Source organism: Mycoplasma sp. AC1221, assembly GCF_054353815.1.
On sequence record NZ_JBTHHH010000005.1, the window covers coordinates 18,658 to 42,500 of the forward strand.

At 29.2% G+C, this 23,843-nt stretch carries 21 protein-coding genes; 6 read left to right on the forward strand and 15 right to left on the reverse strand.

The features are described 5' to 3' along the window. The first annotated feature begins 21 nt into the window (after positions 1-21). Entirely contained in the window at positions 22-1,080 is a 1,059-nt protein-coding gene (locus tag ACXYRK_RS01265) for a zinc-dependent alcohol dehydrogenase family protein (protein ID WP_458617685.1), read from the forward strand. A gap of 85 nt (positions 1,081-1,165) precedes the next feature. Here ACXYRK_RS01265 and lpdA read toward each other — a convergent pair whose 3' ends face one another. From lpdA to ACXYRK_RS01295, 6 genes are all read right to left on the reverse strand, one after another. After that, positions 1,166-3,031 carry a dihydrolipoyl dehydrogenase gene (lpdA, locus tag ACXYRK_RS01270; protein WP_435130227.1) on the reverse strand — a complete coding sequence of 622 codons (1,866 nt, stop codon included), beginning with the start codon at positions 3,029-3,031 and terminating at the stop codon, positions 1,166-1,168. A 1-nt stretch (position 3,032) separates the two neighbouring features. Continuing rightward, positions 3,033-3,968, reverse strand: coding sequence for a 2-oxo acid dehydrogenase subunit E2 (locus tag ACXYRK_RS01275; protein ID WP_458617687.1), 936 nt, complete (start codon positions 3,966-3,968; stop codon positions 3,033-3,035). 29 nt (positions 3,969-3,997) lie between these two features. Beyond that, positions 3,998-4,990, reverse strand: a complete 993-nt coding sequence (locus ACXYRK_RS01280; protein WP_458617688.1) for an alpha-ketoacid dehydrogenase subunit beta — start codon at positions 4,988-4,990, stop codon at positions 3,998-4,000. Continuing rightward, positions 4,990-6,102: a pyruvate dehydrogenase (acetyl-transferring) E1 component subunit alpha gene (gene pdhA, locus ACXYRK_RS01285; protein ID WP_458617690.1), complete on the reverse strand. Its 1,113-nt coding sequence runs from the start codon at positions 6,100-6,102 to the stop codon at positions 4,990-4,992. Before pdhA ends, ACXYRK_RS01280 begins: the two co-directional genes overlap by 1 nt. 43 nt (positions 6,103-6,145) lie before the next feature. Continuing rightward, positions 6,146-7,525, reverse strand: coding sequence for an FAD-dependent oxidoreductase (locus ACXYRK_RS01290; RefSeq protein WP_458597251.1), 1,380 nt, complete (start codon positions 7,523-7,525; stop codon positions 6,146-6,148). Between the two features lie 78 nt (positions 7,526-7,603). Beyond that, positions 7,604-8,563, reverse strand: a complete 960-nt coding sequence (locus ACXYRK_RS01295; protein ID WP_458617692.1) for a phosphate acetyltransferase — start codon at positions 8,561-8,563, stop codon at positions 7,604-7,606. 209 nt (positions 8,564-8,772) lie between these two features. Here ACXYRK_RS01295 and ACXYRK_RS01300 point away from each other — a divergent pair, with 209 nt between their 5' ends. The 5 genes from ACXYRK_RS01300 to ACXYRK_RS01320 are packed head-to-tail and all read left to right on the forward strand — an operon-like array spanning position 8,773 to position 13,642. After that, complete coding sequence (locus ACXYRK_RS01300) at positions 8,773-9,090, forward strand: hypothetical protein (RefSeq protein ID WP_435130242.1); 318 nt, start codon at positions 8,773-8,775, stop codon at positions 9,088-9,090. A 3-nt stretch (positions 9,091-9,093) separates the two neighbouring features. Continuing rightward, positions 9,094-10,077: a lipoate--protein ligase gene (locus ACXYRK_RS01305; protein WP_458617694.1), complete on the forward strand. Its 984-nt coding sequence runs from the start codon at positions 9,094-9,096 to the stop codon at positions 10,075-10,077. Further along, a complete protein-coding gene (locus ACXYRK_RS01310; protein ID WP_458617696.1) occupies positions 10,077-10,907 on the forward strand; it encodes an alpha/beta fold hydrolase in 831 nt (276 codons plus the stop codon). Before ACXYRK_RS01305 ends, ACXYRK_RS01310 begins: the two co-directional genes overlap by 1 nt. 30 nt (positions 10,908-10,937) lie before the next feature. After that, complete coding sequence (locus ACXYRK_RS01315; RefSeq protein ID WP_458617699.1) at positions 10,938-11,672, forward strand: type III pantothenate kinase; 735 nt, start codon at positions 10,938-10,940, stop codon at positions 11,670-11,672. An 11-nt stretch (positions 11,673-11,683) separates the two neighbouring features. Beyond that, on the forward strand, positions 11,684-13,642 hold the full coding sequence (locus ACXYRK_RS01320; protein WP_458617701.1) for an MIP family Ig-specific serine endopeptidase: 1,959 nt from the start codon (positions 11,684-11,686) through the stop codon (positions 13,640-13,642). A gap of 28 nt (positions 13,643-13,670) precedes the next feature. On the opposite strand, the gene rsmI is transcribed toward ACXYRK_RS01320, so the two are convergent. From rsmI to ACXYRK_RS01365, 9 genes are all read right to left on the reverse strand, one after another. Continuing rightward, positions 13,671-14,393: a 16S rRNA (cytidine(1402)-2'-O)-methyltransferase gene (gene rsmI, locus ACXYRK_RS01325; RefSeq protein WP_458607579.1), complete on the reverse strand. Its 723-nt coding sequence runs from the start codon at positions 14,391-14,393 to the stop codon at positions 13,671-13,673. Beyond that, positions 14,386-15,237 (reverse strand): hypothetical protein, encoded by an 852-nt coding sequence (locus tag ACXYRK_RS01330; protein WP_458607580.1) that lies wholly within the window; start codon positions 15,235-15,237, stop codon positions 14,386-14,388. Before ACXYRK_RS01330 ends, rsmI begins: the two co-directional genes overlap by 8 nt. Next, positions 15,218-15,883 carry a dTMP kinase gene (gene tmk, locus ACXYRK_RS01335; RefSeq protein ID WP_458607581.1) on the reverse strand — a complete coding sequence of 222 codons (666 nt, stop codon included), beginning with the start codon at positions 15,881-15,883 and terminating at the stop codon, positions 15,218-15,220. The genes ACXYRK_RS01330 and tmk overlap by 20 nt, the downstream gene beginning before the upstream one ends. Positions 15,884-15,892: 9 nt before the next feature. Continuing rightward, entirely contained in the window at positions 15,893-16,483 is a 591-nt protein-coding gene (locus tag ACXYRK_RS01340; protein WP_458597260.1) for a toprim domain-containing protein, read from the reverse strand. Positions 16,484-16,488: 5 nt separating this feature from the next. Then, positions 16,489-16,779 (reverse strand): YbaB/EbfC family nucleoid-associated protein, encoded by a 291-nt coding sequence (locus ACXYRK_RS01345; protein WP_435130268.1) that lies wholly within the window; start codon positions 16,777-16,779, stop codon positions 16,489-16,491. 11 nt (positions 16,780-16,790) lie between these two features. After that, complete coding sequence (gene dnaX / locus ACXYRK_RS01350; protein ID WP_458617703.1) at positions 16,791-18,770, reverse strand: DNA polymerase III subunit gamma/tau; 1,980 nt, start codon at positions 18,768-18,770, stop codon at positions 16,791-16,793. 385 nt (positions 18,771-19,155) lie between these two features. Next, the gene (gene aspS / locus ACXYRK_RS01355; protein ID WP_458617705.1) at positions 19,156-20,856 is read right to left on the reverse strand and encodes an aspartate--tRNA ligase; all 1,701 of its coding nucleotides are present in this window, start codon (positions 20,854-20,856) and stop codon (positions 19,156-19,158) included. 1 nt (position 20,857) lies between these two features. Then, positions 20,858-22,204 carry a histidine--tRNA ligase gene (hisS, locus tag ACXYRK_RS01360; protein ID WP_458617707.1) on the reverse strand — a complete coding sequence of 449 codons (1,347 nt, stop codon included), beginning with the start codon at positions 22,202-22,204 and terminating at the stop codon, positions 20,858-20,860. 24 nt (positions 22,205-22,228) lie between these two features. Further along, complete coding sequence (locus ACXYRK_RS01365; RefSeq protein ID WP_458617709.1) at positions 22,229-23,839, reverse strand: MAG5620 family putative phospho-sugar mutase; 1,611 nt, start codon at positions 23,837-23,839, stop codon at positions 22,229-22,231. Positions 23,840-23,843: the final 4 nt, after the last annotated feature.

Genomic DNA, 23,843 nt, shown 5'->3' on the forward strand with positions numbered 1-23,843 from the left:
TAAAATAAAGGAGAAATTATTATGAAAATGAAAGCAATTACATTTAATAAAGAAGGAAAAGTACAGTTAGTTGACTTTGACAAACCTAGAGTTATTAAACCTACCGATGCAGTTGTTCGGATTTTGAAAACTACTATTTGTGGAACAGATTTACACATTTTAGGTGGAGATGTTCCTGAAACACAACCTGGTAAAATCTTAGGACACGAAGGAATTGGTATAGTTGAGGAAGCAGGTTCAGCAGTATCTAACTTTAAAGTAGGTGATAAAGTTATTGTTTCATGTATTACATCATGTAATAAATGCTACTACTGTAAACGTGGTCTTCCCGCACACTGTGAAACAGGTGGATGAATTTTAGGACATAATATTAATGGAACACAAGCAGAATTTGTACACATTCCACATGCTGATGGTTCATTATATCATGCACCTAAAACAGTATCTGATGATGCTTTAGTAATGTTATCTGACATCTTCCCTACCTCATTTGAAATCGGGGTACAAAGTTCTCATATTAAACCAGGAGATACTGTTGCAATTATTGGAGCAGGACCAATTGGTTTAGCTGCTTTACTGACAGCACAATTTTACTCACCATCAAAGATTATTATGGTTGATTTATCAGAATCAAGACTAGAATTTGCAAAAAAATTCGGTGCAACACATACTATTAAATCAGGTAATTTAGAAGAAATTAAAGCAAAAGTTTCGGAAATTACTAATGGACGTGGAGTAAATGTGGCAATGGAATGTGTTGGTTATCCAGCAACATTTGATGTAGCACAAAATATAGTTGCTATCGGTGGACACATAGCTAATGTTGGAGTACATGGTAAACCAGTAAGTTTTGAATTGCAAAAACTATGAATTAAGAACATTACTTTTTCAACAGGTTTAGTAAATGCAACAACTACACAAATGCTTTTAGATGTCTTAGAATCTGGAAAAATTGATGCAAGCAAAATGGTAACACACCACTTTAAGCTTTCAGAAATGGAAACTGCATATAACATCTTTAAGCATGCCGGAGACAATAGAGCACTCAAAGTTATTATTGAAAATGATTTAACTAAATAACAAAATCCAAGGATTATCCTTGGATTTTGTTTCTAGTCCTAAAAAGAAAAAAAAGTATAAGTGAGAACTTATACTTTTATTTTGTTTATTTTTTTAGTTTGTTTAATTGATGTACTGCATTACGTGCAGCTTCTCATAATACTTCTGAGAAAGTTGGATGTGGGTGTATAGCAGAAGCTATTTCATAGATAGTTGATTCTAAATCCATAGCTAAAACAACCTCTGAGATTAAGTCTGTTGCTGTTCCACCAATAATGTGACATCCAAGAATTTCACCAAATTCTTTTCCAATAATAAATTTAGCAAAACCTTTTTCTTCGTGTGCTGCTAATGCTTTACCAATGAATGTGAATTGGTGTTTAGCTACTATAAAATCTTTACCTTGCTCTTTTGCTTGTTCTTCAGTTAATCCGACAGTTGCAATTTCTGGATGGGTGTAAACGCAAGCAGGAACGGTTTTTGAAGAGTATTTAACTTCTTTTTTAAGAATGTTAGATACAGCAACAATTGCATGTCTGTAAGCAACATGTGCTAACATTGATTGACCTACAACATCACCGATACCATAAACACCATCAACATTGGTTTTACAGAATTCATCTACTAAAAGTTGCTTACGATCTCCAAGTTTGATTCCGACTTCTTCTAAACCAAGTGATTCTGGAACTCTACCAACAGAAACTAAAACTAATTCTGATTCAATTGATTCTTCCTTACCATTTACAGTATAGAAAATTTTGTTGTTTTCAAATTTTGTTGTATTTGCATTAGCAATAACTGTAACACCTGCTTCTTTTAAATCAGCAGTAACTTGTTTGATAATATCTTTATCAAGCATTGCTAAAACAGTTGGAAGGTTTTGTAAAATAGTTACTTTTGTTCCAGCAGCAGAAAATACTTGGGCAAATTCAACCCCGATTACACCTCCACCAACGATAGTTAATGATTGTGGTTTGTTTTTAAGGTTAATTGCTTCCTTTGAAGTAATTAACTTACCTGATTTATAACCTTCTTCAAATCCAGGAAGTGGTATTTTACGATCAGATGAACCGGTTGCAATGATAATATTTTTCCCACGGTAAACTTTTGAATCAACTTCAACTTCATGGGCTCCAACAAATTTTGCTGTTCCAAGGATAGTTTTAACCTTGTTCATACGCATTAGAGCTTGTACACCATTAGTAAGTTGTTTTACCACACCGGCTTTTCTGGCATGCATTTTTTCTCAGTTTACACTAACATCAATTATTCCATCAATTCCAAAATCGTGTGCATGTTTAATATTTGATAAAACTTCAGTAGTTTTTAATAATGCTTTTGTAGGGATACATCCAACATTTAAGCAGACTCCACCTCAAAATTCTTTTTCGATGATTAAAGTTTTTAATCCAGCACCACCTGCTTCTTCAGCGGCTAAATATCCACCAGGCCCAGAACCAATAACAATTAAGTCAAATTCTTCTTCAACTTTACCTGTATATGCTTTTCCTGTGTTCTTTGCCTCAACTGCAGGTGCAGCAGATGTTGAGGCAGGTGCAACTGGTGCAGGTTTGGTAGCGGTTGCTGGTCTTTTGAATGAAGAAAGGTCAAAAAGTTGATTTGAAACCTTAACTTCACCTACAACTGAAGCTCCCCCACCTTCTTCAGCAGGTTCTTCTTTAGTTGGTGCAGGTGGTGCAGGAGCAGCGACAGGGGCTGCTTCTTCAACATCTCCACTTCCATCATCGATATAATATATTTCTTGGCCAACATGGATAACATCCCCGACAGCCATTAAAACCTTCACAATTTTACCAGTTGCAGGTGAAGGGATATCTGAAGTAACTTTATCGGTTTCAACAGAAAAAAGCGAATCACCTTCTTTTACTTCATCACCTTCTTTTTTGTAAATTTCAGCAACTGTTCCCTCATGTAATCCTTCTCCTATATCAGCAAATTTAAATTTATGCATACTATAAAACTCCTAAAATTTCTGGTTTTTCAAGTAATTCTTTAACTCTAGCAGCGAATCTACCGGCAGCAGCACCATCAATTCATCTGTGGTCTGCAGCGACGGTAAAGTTCATTACTTTACCAGGTACAATTTGTCCATTTTTAACAACTGGTTTATCGAGAATAGCTCCGACACCAGCGATTGATATTTCAGGCCAGTTAATAACAGGTGTTCCAAATAAAGCACCTACTGAACCATAGTTAGTAATGGTAAATGATCCACCAGACATTTCATTAGGTTTAATTTTTTTATCTCTAGCAGCAAGTGCTAAACGGATAATTTCTTTACCTAAATCCACGATTGTAAGGTTTTGGGCATCTTTTACTACAGGAACCATTAACCCAGCTGCTGTATCAACAGCAATTCCTAAATTAATAGTTGTAGGATAAACGATTTCGTTAGCTGCTTCATCATATTTAGCAGCAAAAATAGGGAATTCTTTTAAAGCAGTAATAATTGCTTTTGCAATGTAAGGTAAGAATGTTAATTTTACCCCAGTAGCTTTTTGCACATCCTCTACGATTGATTTTCTTAAATCTCAAAGACGAGTTACATCGATTTCATTTACTAATGAAAAGTATGCAACAGATGCTTGTGAAGTTTTCATTGCACGAGCAATAGCATTACGGATTGGAGTAATTTTTTCTCTTCTTCCGTCTAAGGTAACTGGTGCAGGTTTGCTCACTACATCAACATGTGCTGCAGGAGCAGCAGAAGTAGCAGCAGGTGCAGTGGTAGCAGGGGCAGCAGGTTTTGCAGCAGGTGCTGCAGCAAATGCACGAACATCTGCTTCAGTAACTCTACCTTGTGGCCCTGTTCCAGTTACTAAATTAATATCAATTCCCAATTTGTTCGCTATAGCACGAGCAATAGGAGTTGCGATTTTTCTTTCCATAAATTTCCTTTCTAGTAGTTAATTATAACCTAAAAAGTAACAACCTCTTTAATTTTAGCAACAATTTTATCACTATCAATTGCGTGATATTTTTCTCCACGTGCTAAAGGAACTGTGATGTCGTATCCGGTTAAACGTGCTAAAGGAGCTTGTAAGTATTCAAATGCTCTTTCGTTTACTCTAGCAATAATTTCTGCTGAAACTGAAAATGATCTAACGGCTTCATGAACCACAAGTAATCTTCCGGTTTTCTTAACTGAATTTACAATAGTTTCAGTGTCAATTGGTTTAATAGTTCTTAAGTCAATTAATTCTACACTGATTTCTGGATTAGATGCTTGAAGTTTTTTAAGTGCTTCAAGTGATTCGTGAACTTGTGCTCCGTATGTTACAAGAGTTAAGTCGTTTCCTTCAACTAAAACATTTGCTTTTCCAATTGGAACTTCATAAATTTCAGCTGGAATTTCTTGTTTAAATGAACGGTAAATTTTCTTTGGTTCTAAAAATACAACTGGATCTGGGTCATTTATAGCTGCTATCATTAATCCTTTTGTATCATAAGGAGTTGATGGCATAACAACTTTTAATCCAGGAATGTGTGAATAAAGTGCTTCAATCGCTTCTGAGTGGTGTTCGAGAGCTCTAACTCCACCTGCCATAGGCATTCTTAATACCATTGGAACTGTTACTCTTCCACGAGTTCTGTTTCTATATCTAGCTGCATGCACAAAAAGTTGTTGAAATGCAGGGAAAGAGAATCCTTGGAATTGAATTTCAACAATAGGTTTTAGTCCATAAATTGCTGCTCCAACTCCAACACCACACATTGATGCTTCAGCAATAGGTGAATCTCAAGCTCTGGTAAGCCCGTATTTCTTTTGTAATCCTTCGGTTGCTCTGAAAACTCCACCTTCATACCCTGCATCTTGTCCTCAAAGAACAACTGTTGGATCTTTTTCCATCATTAAATCAATAGCATTAGTTAAAGCACCAATGTTATTTAATGTAACTGTTTTATCCATTATTTACTCTCCTTTAAGTTTGCATAGTAAGCTAAAGCCTCTTGTTTTTGTTCTTCTAATTCAGGTGTAAGTGTGTGATAGGTGTAGTCAAATACTTCGTTGATGTCTACATCTAATTCTTCTAATGATTCGTTGTATGCTTTCTTAACTTCTTCCATTGCAGATTCTCACATTTGATCTCTTTCTGCTTCGGTTAAGTATTTTTTATCGTATAGATATTTTTCAATACGGTGCATAGGTTCTCATTTTTCGTGTTCTTTTTCTTCTTCAGCAGTACGATATACTCTAGGGTTATCTGATGTAGTATGCGGTCCTTGTCTTCAAGTAATGAATTCTACTAAAACAGGTCCATTTCCTTCACGAGCAAATTCAACTGCTTCTTTCATTACTACATAAGAAGCTAGTAAGTCATTTCCGTCAACACGAACTCCCGGCATTCCGGCAGCAGCAGCTTTAGCAGCAACTGTTTCTGAACCAGTTTCAAATTTTTCAGGTGTTGAAATACTTCATTGGTTATTGTTTACGCAGAAAACTGATGGTCATTTTCAAATTGAAGAAATATTAATTGCTTCATAGAATTCACCTTCAGCTGTCCCCCCGTTTCCAACAAAAGAAACTGATACAGTTTTTTTACCTAGTTGTTTTGCTGCATAAGCAATTCCTGCAGCATGTGAACATTGTGTTGCGATAGGAACATTAACAGGAAGTAAATTAATTCCTTCTGGAACTACACTTCCACGTTCATTTCCGTTTCAGTATAATAATTGATTTTTAATAGGCATTCCCATATAAAGCATAGTTGCATTTGAACGGAATGCTGGAACAAATCAGTCGTCTTTAGTTAACACCATAGCAGATGCTACTTGTAATGCTTCTTCACCAAAGTTAGGTGCAAAAGTAAGCATTCTCCCTTGTCTTTGAAGTTGTGTCATATATTCATCTTGTCTTCTTGAAAGAACCATAAATCTATATGCTTTTAACAATTCTTCTTTTGATAATTTAGGGTCGTGTTTTTTACCTTCGGCTGTTAAATTTCCATCAATGTCTAAAAAACGAACAATTTCTTCTTTTTTAGACATTACTAATCCAGGTTTTACAAATTTAAAAGTCATAACATCCTTTCTGATTTAATGTTTGATTTAAAGGAAAATTTCCTTATTTTTTGTTGTAATTTAGATTTAAAGCATTTAAAATGGTTTGGATTACAAAGTTAAATGGTTTGTTAAAGTGTGGCAAGAAGTAAAAGTCCATTAATGCAATTTGTGGTAAGGTTAATCTTTCTTGAATTGCTAATGATAGCATATAAATTACCTCGGTGTGGTTTGCTTCTTTACCTACTGAACCAATTTGTGCTCCTAAAAGTCTAAGTGTGTTTTTGTCATATGTAATTTTCATTCATACTTTATAGTGTTTACGCATAAATTCAGGACGATCATTGTCTTCAAAGTATTCTACAGCATAAGAATCTTTGAATTTTGGATGTCTAGATGCTGCTACTTCTGAAAGTCCTGTTGATGAATAGTTGAAATCGAACACACTAATAGCGTTAGTTCCTGAGTATCCAGGAAATGGAATAGTTTCGTTTCCTGCTAAGTGGAAAGCAGCAACAATACCAGTTTTAACAGCATTTGTTGCTAAAGCGATGTTTACATATTCATCTGAAACATTGCTAATCATTGAAGCTGCATCACCGATAGCATAAACATCTTGATCTGATAATGATCTTTGGAATTTGTCAACTTTAATTGCACCATTAGGTAGTTTGTCAACACCTTGAATTAATTCGGTTTTTGGTCTAAATCCGATAGCTAAGATTACTAAATCAGCATCGTATGTTCCTTTGTCTGTAACAACAGCAGAAACACATTTTCCGTCTTTAGTTGTAAATCTTTGAACTTTTTCATTAAGTTGTAATTGAATTCCGTTTTTTACCATAGCTGCTTCAACTTTGTCAGTAAATTCTTTGTCAAAGTAGTTTGGTATAATGCGGTCTTGCATATCAATTAAGGTAACATGTTTTCCATATTTATGGAATGCTTCGACAATTTCCACACCAATGTATCCAGCACCAATAACAACAACATTTCTCACATCTTTTGATTCTGCCTTAGCCTTAATTTCTTTTGCATGTGCAAAGATTTTAGAAACTAAAATGTTGTCTAAGTGAATGTTTTCAAAAGGTGGAATAATTGGTCAAGTTCCTCCAGCATATACAAGTTTGTCATAGTAGTCTTTAAAAACTTGTCCAGTTCTTAAGTCTTTAACTACAACATATTTTTCTTCACGATTTACTTCTATAACATCATGAGCGTCTTTGATGTCTACTCCAAGTGATTTAAGTTGTTCAATACTTGAGTAGAATAATCCATCTGGATTAGAAAATTCCCCACCAACTCATAGAGCAATACCACATCCTAAAAAAGAAATGTCAGTATTTTTGTCATATGCCACTAAATGTGAGTCTGGAGCAATTTTCTTCATTGTTCTTAAAAATGAAGTCCCAGCATGGTTTGCTCCTATTGATATAATTTTCATTAAATAACCTCCGTTTTATTTAATATGAATAATTATAAACTTTTTTATTCTTTATCAGAATAACAAAAAGCATTCATATTATTTATAAGATTGTAATGCAGTAATTAAAACTGTATTATAAACATCTTCTGTGGTTGATCCTCTTGATAGATCGTTTACAGGTTCAGCAATCCCTGTAATAACTGGTCCAATTGCACCGAATCCCCCAAAACGTTGTGCAATCTTATATCCGATGTTACCTGCATCTAAATTAGGGAACACAAAAACATTTGTAACTCCTGTATATGCAGGTTTTTTGTATTTTGCTTGTCTTACTTTTTCATCAAATGCTGCATCAAATTGGATTTCTCCTATTGCCTTAGTATCTGAAAGTTCATTAAATTTTGCTGTTGCTTCAGCAGATAATTTTGACTCATCGCTAACTGCTGAACCATCTGTTGAAAAAGACAAGAAAGCTACTTTTGGATCAAAACCAAGGCTTTTAGCAAATTCGGTGGCATTTAATCCGATTTCTGCTAATTGATCTGCATTAGGTTTGATGTTGACTGAAATATCTGAAAATAGGTATTTTTGATCATCTTTATGCATAATCATAGCAGATGAAATAGTTTTGATGTTTTTCTTAGGTCCGATTACTTTAAAAGCAGCACGTAAAATATCAGCTGTTGTGTAATTTAATCCACCAACAACTCCATCAACTTCTTTGTTTTTAAGCATCATTATTGCATAAAAAGGTGCTTGTTCAAGGTTTTTAACTGATGCTTCTAAAGTTTCCTTTCCTTTTCTTAATTCAAAATATTGCTTTGCATATTCTGATTTTTTCTCATCTGAGATAACTTCCTGCTTGATATTAGGTGTAAGTGAGCAGTTGTGTTGTGAAACTAATAACACAATATTTACTAAATCACTTTCAGCAACTTTAGCTGCTGCCTTAATCGATCTTTGATCTTCACCATCAATAAGCAAAATAGTCTTCTTACTCTTTAATTGAGTATTTTTTTGATAAATTGTATTTTCTAATTGTTTTTGGAAATTCATCCTTCTCCTTAAATATTAAATACGATTATATTATAATATATTCTAAATAAAAATCCTTAATATAGCAGTATTTTTGCAAAATCTGCTTTAAATATGAAAATGTATGCAATAAATTTGCTCAATTTGTCATTAAAAGTTTATTTTATAATCAAAAACACTGCTTTTTATTAACTTTTTCATTTGTATTTATATAGTGATATAATTAAAAAATGAAGAAGCAATTTCAAACAGTAACAAGCAAAGAATTAAATTTATCTTTTGATTTTGAGATTCTAAATCATCAAAATCGTATTTTGGATATAAAAATTAATGGATTACTTCGTAATTTAAAGTATTCTGATGAATATTTTGACTGATTCATCGAAGATTTATTATTTTTGCTTGATAAAAATCGATACCAAAAACGCTGAGATTATGGACAAATCAATATTTTTGGTGTTACAAATTTAAATCTTAAGGAAAATGAAACAAAATTTGTTAAACTTTTTAAAAGTATAACAAATTTTGATTTAGTAAATAAGGAGTAAAAAATGAAAATATATGTATGTAAGGAAACTACACCATTTTACACACTTCCTCTTGAAGAAATAATGGCTAAAGATGAAGATAATCATGAAGATATTATTTATCTTTATCAACATGCTAATGATGTGATTATTGGACGTAATCAAAATGCATATAAGGAAGTTAAATTCGATGTTTTAGAGCGTGATAAAATAGGTTTATATCGTCGTTTATCAGGTGGTGGAGCTGTTTATCATGACCTTGGTAATTTAAATTTCTCATTTATTACTAATGATAAAACAGAGCATAGTTATCAAAAGTTTTTAGAACCGGTTCTTAATTTCTTAAAATCACTTGGTTTAGATGCACAATTTAAAGGAAGAAATGATTTAGTAGTAAATGGTGCAAAATTTTCAGGTAATGCACAATTTATTTATAAAAATAAAATTGTACATCACGGAACTATATTATTTAATGTTGATTTAACAAGACTTTCAACTGTTTTAAATCCAAGTAAATTGAAAATGGAATCAAAAGGAATAAATAGTGCAAGACAAAGAGTGACAAACATTTTAGATGAATTACCAGTAAAAATGAGTATTGAAGAATTTAAAAATAAATTCATTGAATATTTGATGCATAAATATGATGCAAAATTGCTTGATATACCTGAAAAATATACTACCTTAGTTCCACAATTGCGCAAAATTAGATCATCAAATGAGTGAGTTTTAGATAAGAATCCGGAATTTTCCTTTTATAGCGAAAAGAAAACAAATGGTGGAATTTTACAAATAAGTGCTAATGTAAAAGAAAACAAGATAGTTGAAATTAAATTTGAAGGTGATTTTCTTACCTTACTTGGAACCGAAAGCATCGAAAGTGCATTAGTTGGGCTTGATTTTGAGAAAAATAAAATATTAGAATTTTTAAAATCAGTACCTAATTTAGATAACTATTTTGGAAGCATTAGTCCACAAGAAATAGTTGATATTATGTTTGGTGAATAATGGAAAGTAAATATATAGAGATTTTAAACGAAAGAATACATTATATAGAAGAAAACACCGGTAAACCAAAAGTTTTATTTTTACACGGATTTAATTCCTCTGCTGCTTTTGCAAACCAAGTTTACTTACAGAAAAATCGTAATTATGATGTAGTTGCTATCGATTTTCCCGGTTGTGGTTTAAGTAGTGCTAAAGAAGCAATAACAATTGAGTTATATCAGCAGGTTGCATTGGAATTTGTAAAGCAATATAATTATGATTTTAAACTTGTTATTGGGCATTCACTTGGAGGAGCAAGTGCTTTGTATTTATTAAATAATAATTTAGTTAAAAAAGCACTACTAGCAGCACCGATAAATTATGAAATTTTGGATAATAAATTAGGTGAAAGTGTTGAAGCAGCAATCAAAAGAATGAAAAGTTGACTCATACCTGAAAATTATGATTCAGCTTATGAAAGTTCAGATAATTTGATTTATAATGATAAACTGGATTATCGTAAAAACTTATCAAAAGTTGCTACGATGTTTTTGAAATTAATGGATAGAAAGCGACCTATGTTTTTAAATATGGTTACATCACAGATTTTAAATCCCAATTACCTAAAAACAAGCATTAAAAGTTTATATCAAGCAAATAATGACTATGAATTTATTACTGGTATTAATGATAAATTTGTTCCTTACTTTACTATAAAAAATATTGCAAATAAGATGCAAAAAAATGTAACACTTTTGCAAAATTGTGGACATGCCTTATTTTTTGAGCAACCTGAAGCAATAAATAAAAAAATTAATCAACTTGTTGAGTATTTATATATAAAAGGTTAATAACCTTTTATTTTCTTATTCTGGAGTCTTATGTTATATATTGATTTTGGTAATACATTAATTAAAATTGGTTATTTTTTGAATTCAAACTTAATAATTGAAAAATTAGAGGTGAAATTATTAAGTTTTGATTCATTGAAAGAAAAAATTGTTCAAATAAAAAACAAAATAAATATTAAAAGTATTATTATTTCTTCTGTTAAACCAGAAAAAAATATCATTTTATCGCAAGTATTTGATTTTTTAAAAATAAAATATAAATTTATTTCATATTTGGATTTCAATGAAAATGATTTAACATTCAATAAAAAAATAGCAAAAGAAGAAGTGGGAAATGATATATTACTGGCTGCATATTATATTGGGCATAAATATGAAAGTGGTTATGTAGTTTCATTAGGGACAGCATTAGTTTTAAGTAAAACTGAAAATAAAAAAATAATCGGTGTTAGCATAATGCCCGGGATAAAAAAAGGGTTAAATGCTCTTTTTGATAATACTTCATTAGTTAAACAAATCAAATTAAATAAAGATATAAAAAATATCGGTTATAATACTTCTGATGCAGTTTCATCAGGAGTTCAATTTAGAATTTTATCTTTGATTATGTATTTAAATTATATAAATAAGCAAAATTATAAAATAATTTTCACTGGAGGAGATTTAAGTTACTTTAATAAAGAAATTTTTAATAATATTGAAGAGGAAATTGTTGTAAAATCTTTAATTTTATTTACTAATAATAAACTCAAAGAAAGTATATAAGAAAGGAAAATATGAAGAGAAAATTATCTCTATTAACATTTGTTTCATTGCTAACATCTGCACTTGCAATTTCATGTGGGACAACTAACCAACAAAAGCAACCACAAAAATATAAAATACTTGTTTCTGGTGTTGAAAATAAAGCAAATAAGTATATTTTAACATTAAAAGCATATGAAATTCCAATTTCGCCAGATATAACAACTGATAAAATACAAATACAAATAAGTGGTTTAACTGAAAAATTGACAGCAATAAGTTTTGATAAAAATTCAAGGGAAATTAAATTTAATGTAACTAATTTAGACTTTGATAAAGATTATAAGATTGAAAAATTAATTGTAGATACCAATCAAATAAGTACTAATTTGGTTTTTAAAAAACAAAGACCAAAACAAGAACCGAACCCAATTCCACAACCATCAAAACCAGATAAACCAAAAGAACCCGTGACCCCCCCACCTTTACCACCGGATTTTCATATTCCTACACAAGACTATAGTAAAAATAATCAATATCCAGATTTTGTTAAGCAATATAAGGTAGTAGATAGAAAACAGTTATATAATGAAATTTTTGATCGCAGTTTTGCTATAAAATTCGGTGTTGGTAATAAGACAGGTGATCACAGTAATGATTTTCGTTCAACAGATAGCGGGACAGCATGATTACTTGATTATCATAAACAAGACGATAATAAATATAAACTTTTCTTAGCAACTAATTTACATGTTGCAGCTGATTTATCAAATACATTAGATGAAAATGTTGCTAAAAAACTTAATTATATTGATCCGAGAAATATTAAAGCTCGTTCAATCTCAATAGGTAAAGCAGCAAAAAAAACTGATTTTACAATCAAAGAAAATAACTATAATTATCAAGCAGATAGCGCAAATACTGTTAAATGATTCGCATCAGCAGATGAATTTTTGGATGCAAATAAGTCTGATTCAGCCGCATCAGAAACTACAAAAGCAGTAGGTATATCATCTCCAAAGTTAATTTTTGCAGGTTTTGATTTTATTGATCACAAATATATTCAACCATTTCAAGATAATTTAAAGAAATTAGCACAAGAACGACTAAAAAATTATACTACTGATGCTGATCCCGATGATGAAAGCGATGAAGGTCATATTTTAAAGCAACAATTAAAAGATGAGAATTTTTATCCATTTTATACAGATTTTGCTGTTTTTGAAATAGATATTGATATGTCTAAGTTAAATACTCAAGCACAGCAAATGTTTAAATTGGCTATAGCAGGTGTTGATTCTTATTTAGCTAGACTAAATGCAACAAATCAATTACCTAATCAAGATAAAAAAACTTCTGTATATATGCAAACTGTTGATTATATGAGTGCATTTAATGAAAAAAACCAAAACAGTTTAACTAATTCAAAAGAAGTATATATAGGTGGCTATCCACAAGCTGATGCATCAGGAACAGCAGCATGAAGTATTAATAATCCAACTGAAAGAAATTCAACTTCTTTAAAATGAAATTCACGAAGTAAATCAAATGAAAAAACTTTTGCATTACCTACAAATAGCGCAGAAGAAAAGATTAATAGTGGTAATTATACACCTTATACTTCAGCACAAGGAAGATTGCTAGGTAATTATTATGGTTATAATTATTCAATTTGATTTTCATCATTATATTATGGAGCATCTGGTTCGCTTGTGTATAATGAATTTGGACAAATGATAGGTATATATGATGCAGTTGCTTCAGATGTTCAAAAGAATGACTTTTCTAAGGTAGCTGGATTTGCACCGTTCTTTCTATCACATGATTTTGGTAAATTAAAAGCATATAATTTAATTGATGGGAGTGATAAGAAGAAATACCCGGCACAAACAGCTTCGTATCGTCAAAATTTATTATTAATTTATCCAAACGGTTTTGATAATTCACAAACACCGTTTAAGACAGCATTATTTCCAAATGGTTTTAAATAAATAAATCGTTTAGCACTATATAGCAGCGCTAAACGATATTTTTATTAATTTTAGGATATTTATTCACCTTAATATGTTTTGTTTTTGGGATGTTTATAACTAAGGTATATTCACCTTTTATTTTTTCAATATTTTGAAACTTGGTTATTAACACAGAAGGTTTATCGAAAAATCATTGTTCATAAATTTTTGTAAGTTCCTTAGCTAAACATATATTGACATTATCATTAAAAACATCATAAATATCTTTGATGGTTTGAAGTAGTTTATGTGGTGATATAAAGAAAATATATGTTCCTTCAGATAAATTAGTAAGTTGATTCTTTCGCTGCTGACTTTTATCTTTGATAAAACCTAAAAAAGTAAAATTATTAGAAAATCCGGAACCAACAAACGCTGTTGTTACTGCAGAAACACCAGGAATTATTTCAATATCATATCCGTTATTTCTTGCAAGATTAATAATACTAAAACCAGGGTCAGAAACAACAGGCATCCCAGCATCGGAAACCAATCCGACATTTTTTTGTGCTTGCAGAAAGTTTAAAATAATTTTAGCAGTAGCATTTTCGTTAAAAGCATTATTAGTAATCAATGTTTTTTTGGTTATACTAAAATGTTCTAATAGTTTGGTAGTTACTCTGGTATCTTCACAAGCAATTATATCTACTTTATTTAAAGTTTCAACAGCGCGAAACGTTATATCCTTAAGATTACCTATTGGAGTTCCTATTATATATAACTTACTCATATAACCTTCTAAGTTTAATTAATAAAGCAACTTTTTGCATCTCAAAATTACTGTTATAATCTGATAAATTTTTGTTAAATTCAAGCATTAATTTATTAGCAGAATTAACTTGTCGAATATTTTGTGTTTTTCTATTTATTAATCTATATATTTTGTCCAATTCTTTATATTTATAATTTAATAAATTACTGGTTTGAAATAGGTATTTTAATGCATTAAAGAAAAAAATATTTTCTTTTTTTAGATTTTCATTTAAAAAATCTAAAAATAAATTAAGTGTATATTTTGAATTATTTTGTAATAGTTGTTCAAAATAAGTTATTAATTGTTTCAAAATTACTATATGCTGCTCGTTTTCGCTAAAATTTTGGTATCAATTTTCCTTATTTGGTTTTTTTAAAAAAGGGATAAGATTAATAATTTGAGATCGTGAAATAATTGTTGGTAAAACCTTATTTATCTTGCTGGTGGTAGCAAAAATAATTGTATTATCATTTGGTTCTTCAATAAATTTTAAAAAACTATTTATTGTAATATGTGTAGTATGATCGATATCTTTAATTATTATAATGGTTTTTTGATTATTATTTTGTTGAAATTGTGCTTGATAAATTACTGCTTGAACATCATCTTTTTTAATTATATCTTTGCTTCCATCGATTAAATAAATATTATTTGTAAGTTTGCTTAAATCTGTGTCTGGTGCAAATTTAGTATTATTAATCATGTTAATAAGCTGCAATAAAAAATTATCAACATTATCTGAATTAGTTTTAAAAAGGTATAAATGTGACAATTTATTTTTTTTATTTAACTTATCGAATTTAGTTAGTATTTGGTACATTTTTATTATTTATATAACTTAAAAATTTAGGATTTTGATGGAGTTTATCAACAACTTCTTTGCATACTACATCAGCATTTTCAGAACCATCAACAATAATAAATCTTGAAGGATTTTCGGAAATAAGTTTTTGATAACCTAAATAAACATCTTGATGGAACTGCATTTTTTCATTATCGAGACGATCTTGAACTAAACGATTTTTATCACGGCGTTCCTTGCTTTTTTCAGGTGTGATATCAAAGAAAATAGTCAAATCAGGTATTGCATTATCAATAATTAAATTTGTTAGTTGTTTAACAAAATCATATCCTAACTTACGTGCGAACCCCTGATAAGCATAGAAACTATCAATATAGCGATCACAAAGCACTAACTCACCTTTTTCTAATGCAGGTCAAATAACTTTCTCAAGATGAATCCTGCGACTAGTTGAATATAGCATCGCTTCTGCAACAGGGGATAAATCACTATTTTTATCAAGAATAATATCTCTAATCCGTTCTGCTTCAGGGATGTTATGTCCACCTGGTTCGCGTGTTGAAATAAAAGGTAAGTTTGGATATTTTTCTTTGAAATATTGAATAAGTAGGTTTAAAATAGTGGTCTTTCCACTTCCGTCTAATCCTTCGAATGTAATAAACATAAATGTCCTCTATTCATTTTGACGATTTTTTATTGAGAATTTTAAGGTAGTTTCGTCGATATAATCAACTGAAGCACCTAATGGTATTCCAATTGCTATTTGTGAAACATTTAAACCTTTTTCTTTTAATGATTGTTTAAGTATGTTAGTTACAATTTCACCTTTTAAAGTAGGAGAAAGTGCTAAAATAATTTCATCAAAGGTTTGCGCATAGTCTAAAAATTTTTTTATCTCTGTAATGCTTTGATTGTATTGTATTTCATTTTCGATTTTTTTATCAAAAACAAAGTATTTACCGAAGTATATACCTGATTTTTCTATCTTGTTTAAAATAGCAAGACTTTCAATAACTAAAAGAGTGTTTTTGCGATCGAAGTCTGTGCATATTTTGCATTCTTGATTTTCTGTTAATATACTAGTGCAATTTGGACAAAATTTAGTTTTTTCCTTAATTTTTTTAATTTCATTTGCGAGTAAATTAACACTACTTTGATCATTTTCAAAAATCCAGTAGATAAATTTTTCAACTGTTTTTTTACTAAATCCTGGTATTTTACTTAGTTTTTGAGAAAGATTTATTATATCATCTGAATCAAACATAGTAATTAAAAAGGAAGTCCACCAGGCATTTCTTTTGGTGCTATTTTATCTTGTTCTTCATTGATTTTGTCAACTAAAGCATTAATTGTAACGATTAATAAATCTTCAAGCAGTTCCTTGTCATCTGGATCTATTAAAACTGGATCAATATCAATACTTTTTATTTGAATATCACCGGTAGCCACAATTTTAATCCCTTGTTTTTCTACCTCAAATTCTTGTTTTGAAAATGCATCTTGTTTGATTTGCATCTCTTTTTGTAATTGTTTTACTCTTTTAATAAAATCTGCATTCATAATTTGCCTTTCTATGATTTTCAAGTTTTTTTATAGATATATTTCGAAGCTTCAATTTGATCTTCGCGATCGTTCGGAATAACATTAATAAGTTTTTTAGGTTGATGTATAGGATTTTTGAGTTTATAATTACCTCTACGATATTCAGTGACAAGTTTTTTAATATTTTCACGATCATTAGAATTTACAAAATATAATCATTTATATCCATCACCATAAACATAATCTATAAACTTCTGAAAATCTACTTTATATTTATTTTTATTTAATAATTCAATCATTTTATCATCATTACACTGAAAAATAATTGCATTTTTTGTTGCTACTAAAATATCAATTACTCTAAATCATTCAAAAAAACGATTTAAATCTACTCGATTATTAGTAAATTCAGCATCTTGTTTTAGTTTGTTATAAACATCTTTTGTGCTGCGATTGTTACGATCTTGTTGGATTCATAAAACTAAATTCAGCATACTTTCCATTTCGTCTTCACCTTCTCATTGATATTTGATCGGTTGATGATTATGTGGGATATTAATCTCAATTGTATTGTTAAATAATTGTTCTGATGTATCAATATCAGTAAGTATATTACTTTCTAAATCTTCTTTGTTTCCGTTATGTTCGTTAGATGAAAGAATAAATTCATTAGTCTTTAGTAATAATTCTTTTGTATGCTGCATTGTTTCATCTACATCAGTGTAGTTGATATCTGCATTTGTCTTAGGTTCAACTTCAAGATTATTAAACTTGGATTTTAAGAAATCATCACCTGTGAATAATTCATTTAGTTTATTTTCTTCTAAAATAGGGGACTCAGTTACCTGTTCTTTATATGGTTGATTAATAAAATTTATTTCATCATTTTTTTCAGGTATTTTCTTTCCTTGATTTTGAGTGTGATTTGCTTTAATTTTAGGTGAATTATCCAAATCAACTATATTAATAAATCCTGTTTCAATTAGTTTAAAAGGTTCTTCGCTTTTTGTTATTTTAGTTAAAATATCATAAATATTCTTTGATATTTTAACTGCTAAATCATTATTTAAAGGAAGTTTATAAAAATCATCTTGATTAATATGATGCAATATTTGCACATCGTAAGTTTTAGAAAAAATAATTCATTCCTTTAAAACTTCTAAAATTGATATTAGAAAATGTTTTGGATCAATTCCATCTTCTTGCATTTGCTGAATCAATTTTAAAAGATTAATTATATCGTTGTTTTTTAAATAAATAATTAAATCAATAATTTTTTGCAAAGACATCAAACCAAAATTGTTTACCACATCTTCTAATAAGATTTTATTATCATTAAATGAACTAGCTTGTTCAGCAAGTGAAAGTGCATCACGCATCCCCCCAGAAGCAAGAGAAGCAAGTGCTTTAAGAGCATTTTCTTCGAATTTAATATCTTCTTTTATCAAAATACTTTTAAGTTGCTTGACGATTTGTTGTTCGTTAATTCGCTTAAAATTAAATCTTTGAACCCTAGATAAAATTGTTAAAGGAATTTTTTGTGGATCAGTAGTTGCAAGGATGAATATCACATGTTTTGGAGGTTCTTCAAGTGTCTTAAGCAAAGCATTAAAGGCACTTTTAGTTAGCATATGCACTTCATCGATAATGTATACCTTAAAGTGCCCATTGATAGGAACCTGTTCAACTTTTTCTTTTAAATCACGAATTTCTTCAACTCCATTGTTTGAAGCAGCATCCATTTCAATAATGTCAAAATTATCATTATAGTTTGATAAACAACTTTCGCAAGCCTGAGTCAAATCGTGTGTATGCATACAATTTAGTACATTAGCAAATATTTTAGCAACTGACGTTTTACCAGTTCCTTTTGGGCCACTAAATAAGTAAGCATGATGTATTTTGTGAGTTTTAAGTATGTTTTTTAATGTCTCAATAATATGTTCTTGACCTATAACATCAGCAAAAGTTTTAGGTCGATATTTTCGATAAAGTGCCTTATGTTCCATTATCCTCCTTTGCTTTTATTTTGTATTTTATAAATTATAAATTAAATTTATTAAGTTTATAAAAAACTATAAAAATAACAAGAAAAAATAATTTATATTGTTTTCATAAATTGCTATAAATCCTTGATAAGTAAGTAAAAAAGTTTAAAAAAACCCGTTTGGGTTAAATTATTGTGCTTGTGCTAATCTTTCTTTTCTTCTTAAATCTCTTGCATATTCTTTAGAAAGTTTTTTAGCTCTTTTTTCTGCGATCATTTTGTTTTTAAGTCTAACTTCTTTACGCATAAATTTCCTTTTTATTATATATTAAGTTTATTTTAAAACAAGTTCTTTAATTTTACCAAAAAAAGAAGTAAAAACAAATCATTTTTAATTTATTAATTTACTATTTTGATTTCACTTGTAAAAACAAATCATCTAGTTGTTGAGTTTCAACTGATGAAGGCGCATTAGTGAAAACATCTTGATTCTTAGAATTCTTAGGAAATGCAATTGTATCGCGTATTGTGTTTAAATTAGCTAAAATCATAACGATTCGATCGATACCGAGTCCGATTCCACAATGTGGTGGAACTCCGTAATCTAAAGCCTTTAAAAAGAAACCAAATTTACTTTCTTGTGCCTGCTTATCTAAACCGATTAAATCAAACATTTTTTCTTGCACATCTTTATCATAAATACGTGCAGAACCCGAACCTAATTCATAACCATTTAATACTAAATCATAACTTTTAGCTTTTATATCAGATTTATCCATTGCATCGATTTGCGATAAATCGTGATCAAATTGTGTGAAAGGATGGTGTGCAGCTGCTCATTTGTTGTTTTCTACATCATATTCAAACATTGGAAATTTAGTAATTCATTTAAAATTAAATTCATCTCTAGCTCAATTAAATCAGGTGTTTAGTTCTACCCGCAACGCACCAAGTGCTTGTGAAGCATTTTCAAAGGTATTAGCAACAATTAAATATGTTCCATCAGCATAATTAAACTCTTTTAAGAGTTGTTCAACTGAATCGCCTGCTTTTGAAGCAAAATTACTTGCTGTAACTATTTTTTGCTCTACCACCAAGTAAAATAAAGCATTTGCCTTATTTTTCTTTGCGATCTCTTCTAATGTTTTAAGTTGTTTTTTGTTTAGTATTTCATTTATTTTCAAGAGTCTTTTTGCAGGAGCATTTTTGATGATATCAAAATTAGAATTATTACAAAAACTATTAATATCAACTATTTTTTGCTCATATCGAAAATCCGGCTTATCACTACCATAATTTCTGATGCAATCATCATAACTGACACGATCGAATGGTATTTTAATATCAACATTCATAACTTTCTTCATTAAATATTGGAACATTTCTTCAACTATCCTTTGAAAAATTTCAACATCCAAAAAAGATGTTTCTATATCTAACTGGGTAAATTCTGGTTGTCGATCTTTTCTTGAATCTTCATCACGAAAACATCTAGCAATTTGAAAATATCTTTCAAAACCCGAAATCATTAACAGTTGTTTAAATAGCTGTGGTGATTGTGGCAGTGCATAAAAAGAATTTAAATCACGTGTGGGAACTAAAAAATCGCGTGCCCCTTCAGGGGTTGCTTTAGATAGAATAGGTGTTTCAATTTCTAAAAATTCGTTATTTTGCAAATATTCTCGCATCGCAAAAATCACTTTATTTCTTAAAGCGATTGTTTTTTGCATTATTGGTCTCCGTAAATCTAAAAACCTATGTTTGAGGCGAATTTCTTCTTTGACATCGATATCATCTCGGATTTGAAATGGTAATTCTTTTGCAGTTGATAAAACTTTATATTCTGAAACCACTACTTCTATTTGCCCTGTTGGTATTTGAAGATTTGGATCTTTACGTTTAACAACTTGTCCTGTAATTTCTAAAACACTTTCTTTTGCAAAGTTAATTGCTTGATTAAAAACCAGTTGAGTAATACCGTATTTATCACGTAAATCAACAAAATTTAATTCACCAAAACGACGTTTATTTGCAACTCAACCATATAAAGTTACTTGCTGTCCTATATTGTGGATATTTAACTCATTATTTTTAATTGTCTTATTCATACTATACTTCACTTTCATATTGAGCAATAAAATCACTCACTACTTCGGGTTCAAAAACATCTGCATCATTGATAAATTTAAGTAAATCAATAACACCATCACTATTTAAATAAAATTGCATTTTATCACCTGTTATAAGATTTTTGATATAAAAAGAGTTATGAGGTAGTAATTTGTCATCTGTAATTAAAAAAACTGCATTTAATTTTTTTGCTTTTTCATATATTTTTTTGGATTTCATTAGATGAAAATCCATATGATAAAAATTAGTTAATCCATTTAAATCGTAGTGAGCTAAATGAAAAAGTTTTTCTAGATTTTCGTTGCTTACTGATGCAGCAAAATAAATATCGACTTTTTGATTTTGCATTTGTTGTAACGGTTCTGTATTTTTAATAATATTTTCTCGAATTAATTCAATGCAACGATCTATTCCAAATCCGAAACCAACACTTGATACATCTGGACCACCTAATTCAGCGACTAAATTTGAATAACGACCACCACCGATTAATGTGTCCTGAGAACCTGCTTTATCGGATTTTACTGTTATTTCAAAAACAAATTCATCATAGTAATCTAGTCCTCTTACAAGTCCAGGTGCAATATGATATTCAATCTCATAAAAATCTAGCATACCTTTAATTTCTTCAAAATATAACTTCGATTCTTTACTTAGATAATCTTGAATATTTGGAGCTTTATGCATAAAAGGTAGTTTAGAATCGACTTTGTCATCTAAAATTCTAAGAACTTTTTTATCTTTAAGACGCTGCTGCGAAATCTGGCTTAATTGAGATTGGTATTTTGTTAAAAATTCAGTTAAGGCATTTTCATAATTTGCTCTAGTTTGTTTATCTCCAATTGAGTTAATTTTAAGCACATATTTTATATCTAATGCTTCTAAAATATCAATAGCAACTTGCACAATTAAGAAGTCTTTTAAATATGATTTAGGACCAACAAATTCAATCCCTGCTTGATAAAACTGTCGATAGCGTCCTTTTTGTGGTTGTTCGTAGCGAAACATTGGCATATTGTATGCGAATTTTTCATTTACTAATGTATATCACTTATTTTCAATAAAAGCACGCACAAAAGATGCGGTTCCTTCAGGACGTAAACACAATGAACGATTTGATTTATCTAAAAATTCATACATTTCTTTTTTAGCAATTTCTGATTCATTAACAGAACGTTTGAATAATTCAGAAGTTTCAAGTATCGGTGTTTCAATCATTTTAAAACCATAATTTGCACATATATCTGAAAATACCAAGTTTACTAAGTCTTTAATTTGATATTCTACAATATCATAATCCTTTGTTCCTTTTACTTTAGAAATCATATTTCTCCTTTATTATATTTTACTTTAATTTTGTTTATTAAGATATTTCTTTACATATTTAATGATTATGTTGTTTAGATGCGAACCTTTAAATTTATTTAAATAATATTCAATTTGTGTGTATTCAAAATTATGTTCTTGCTTAAATATCAAACTTTCTCGATTAAAATCATAATATATGCAGATACTGAAAACCTGTTGCTTTTTATTTTGGATTTCAAGGTTAAAAAATTCATAACTATAGGTGTTATATGCATTTAGTTGTTCTATTTTAGATATTCGATAATTTCTTGATATGGATTGATTTACTTCAAAAAATGTAGCAAGATTAGTTGTTTTAAAAAAAGGTATTTTGATTTTTTTAACTATATATATAGTATTTATAAAATAATTACGCATCTTCAAGTATTTATAATCAAGTAAATTATTGTTATTTTTATAAGAAAGCAACATCTGACAAATATTGATAATGAACTGTAAATTACTAAATTCTAATGCTTGATTATTATTTGCACCAAAATGTTCTAAAATATTAGCAAATAAAACATTTTTAGTATCAGATTTTTCAGCAAATTCATAAGGAATATTGAAGTTATTTAATAAATTAATGATATTTTTACTAACACTATGTGTTATTATAACCTTATTTTGCTGAAGTTTATTTTCATTCTTTCACTGTAAAAAGAAATAGTTAATATAAAAATAAATTAATTCTTCGTTATTTATTTTTATATATCTGTCATTAATATTGAAAAAAAAATTATAACGGTTTTTTTTATCAGAAGTAATTAGAAAATCAGTTTTAGATTTTTGATAGGAAAAAAGGTTTCATTTAAAAAAAATTCAAAATAAATTTTTACTTCGTTCTTGGATTCTTAGATTTGAAGCTTCTTTTACATTAAAACCTAGCGAATTTAGCAAACTCTGTAAGATATTGTTATCAGCAGGATTGTTTATAGCAATTTTAATATTTAAATTATTGCGATCAATTTGATTTTCAAGGAAAAGATGTTTTTGATTTTCAAGTTTTAATTTGTAAAAAGATAAAAATTTATCTATTTTTAAGATAAACAAATTATAAAAATTATGCAATATAATTTGTTTATCAAATTCAAAAACATTATTTAACAGTTGCTTTTGTTCGTTTACAGAAATTAAAAATAAATCATGATAAATTTTAATGTAGTAATTATTATTAAATGGATTTTTATATAAATAAATATAATAATCAACATCAATACCTAATGTTGTGTTTATAATAATAAATTCATTTATAACATTAGTATTATATTCGAGTAGCTTTATGCTTTTATGTGAAAAAGATCGCTTAAATAACTCATATATTTTTGCATCAATACCTTCAGAGTGTCCTAACAAAAGAGTTTTATTGCGCTTTTTAATATTTATCAACAAACTCTTGGTAATTGCTATTAGTGTATATATGTTAAAACAATGCATTGAAAAAGGATTATCACAGTTAAATTCGATACCTAAATTAGTTGCTTTTACTTTATATTCAGGATTAGAATTAGCAAGCCTTATATGATTGAAAAAATCAGGAAGTGAAATTATTTCAATTCCTTCGTTATAATAAAAAGAATGTCAATTTTTGATTTTCTGCTCACTAAATTTCATCTTT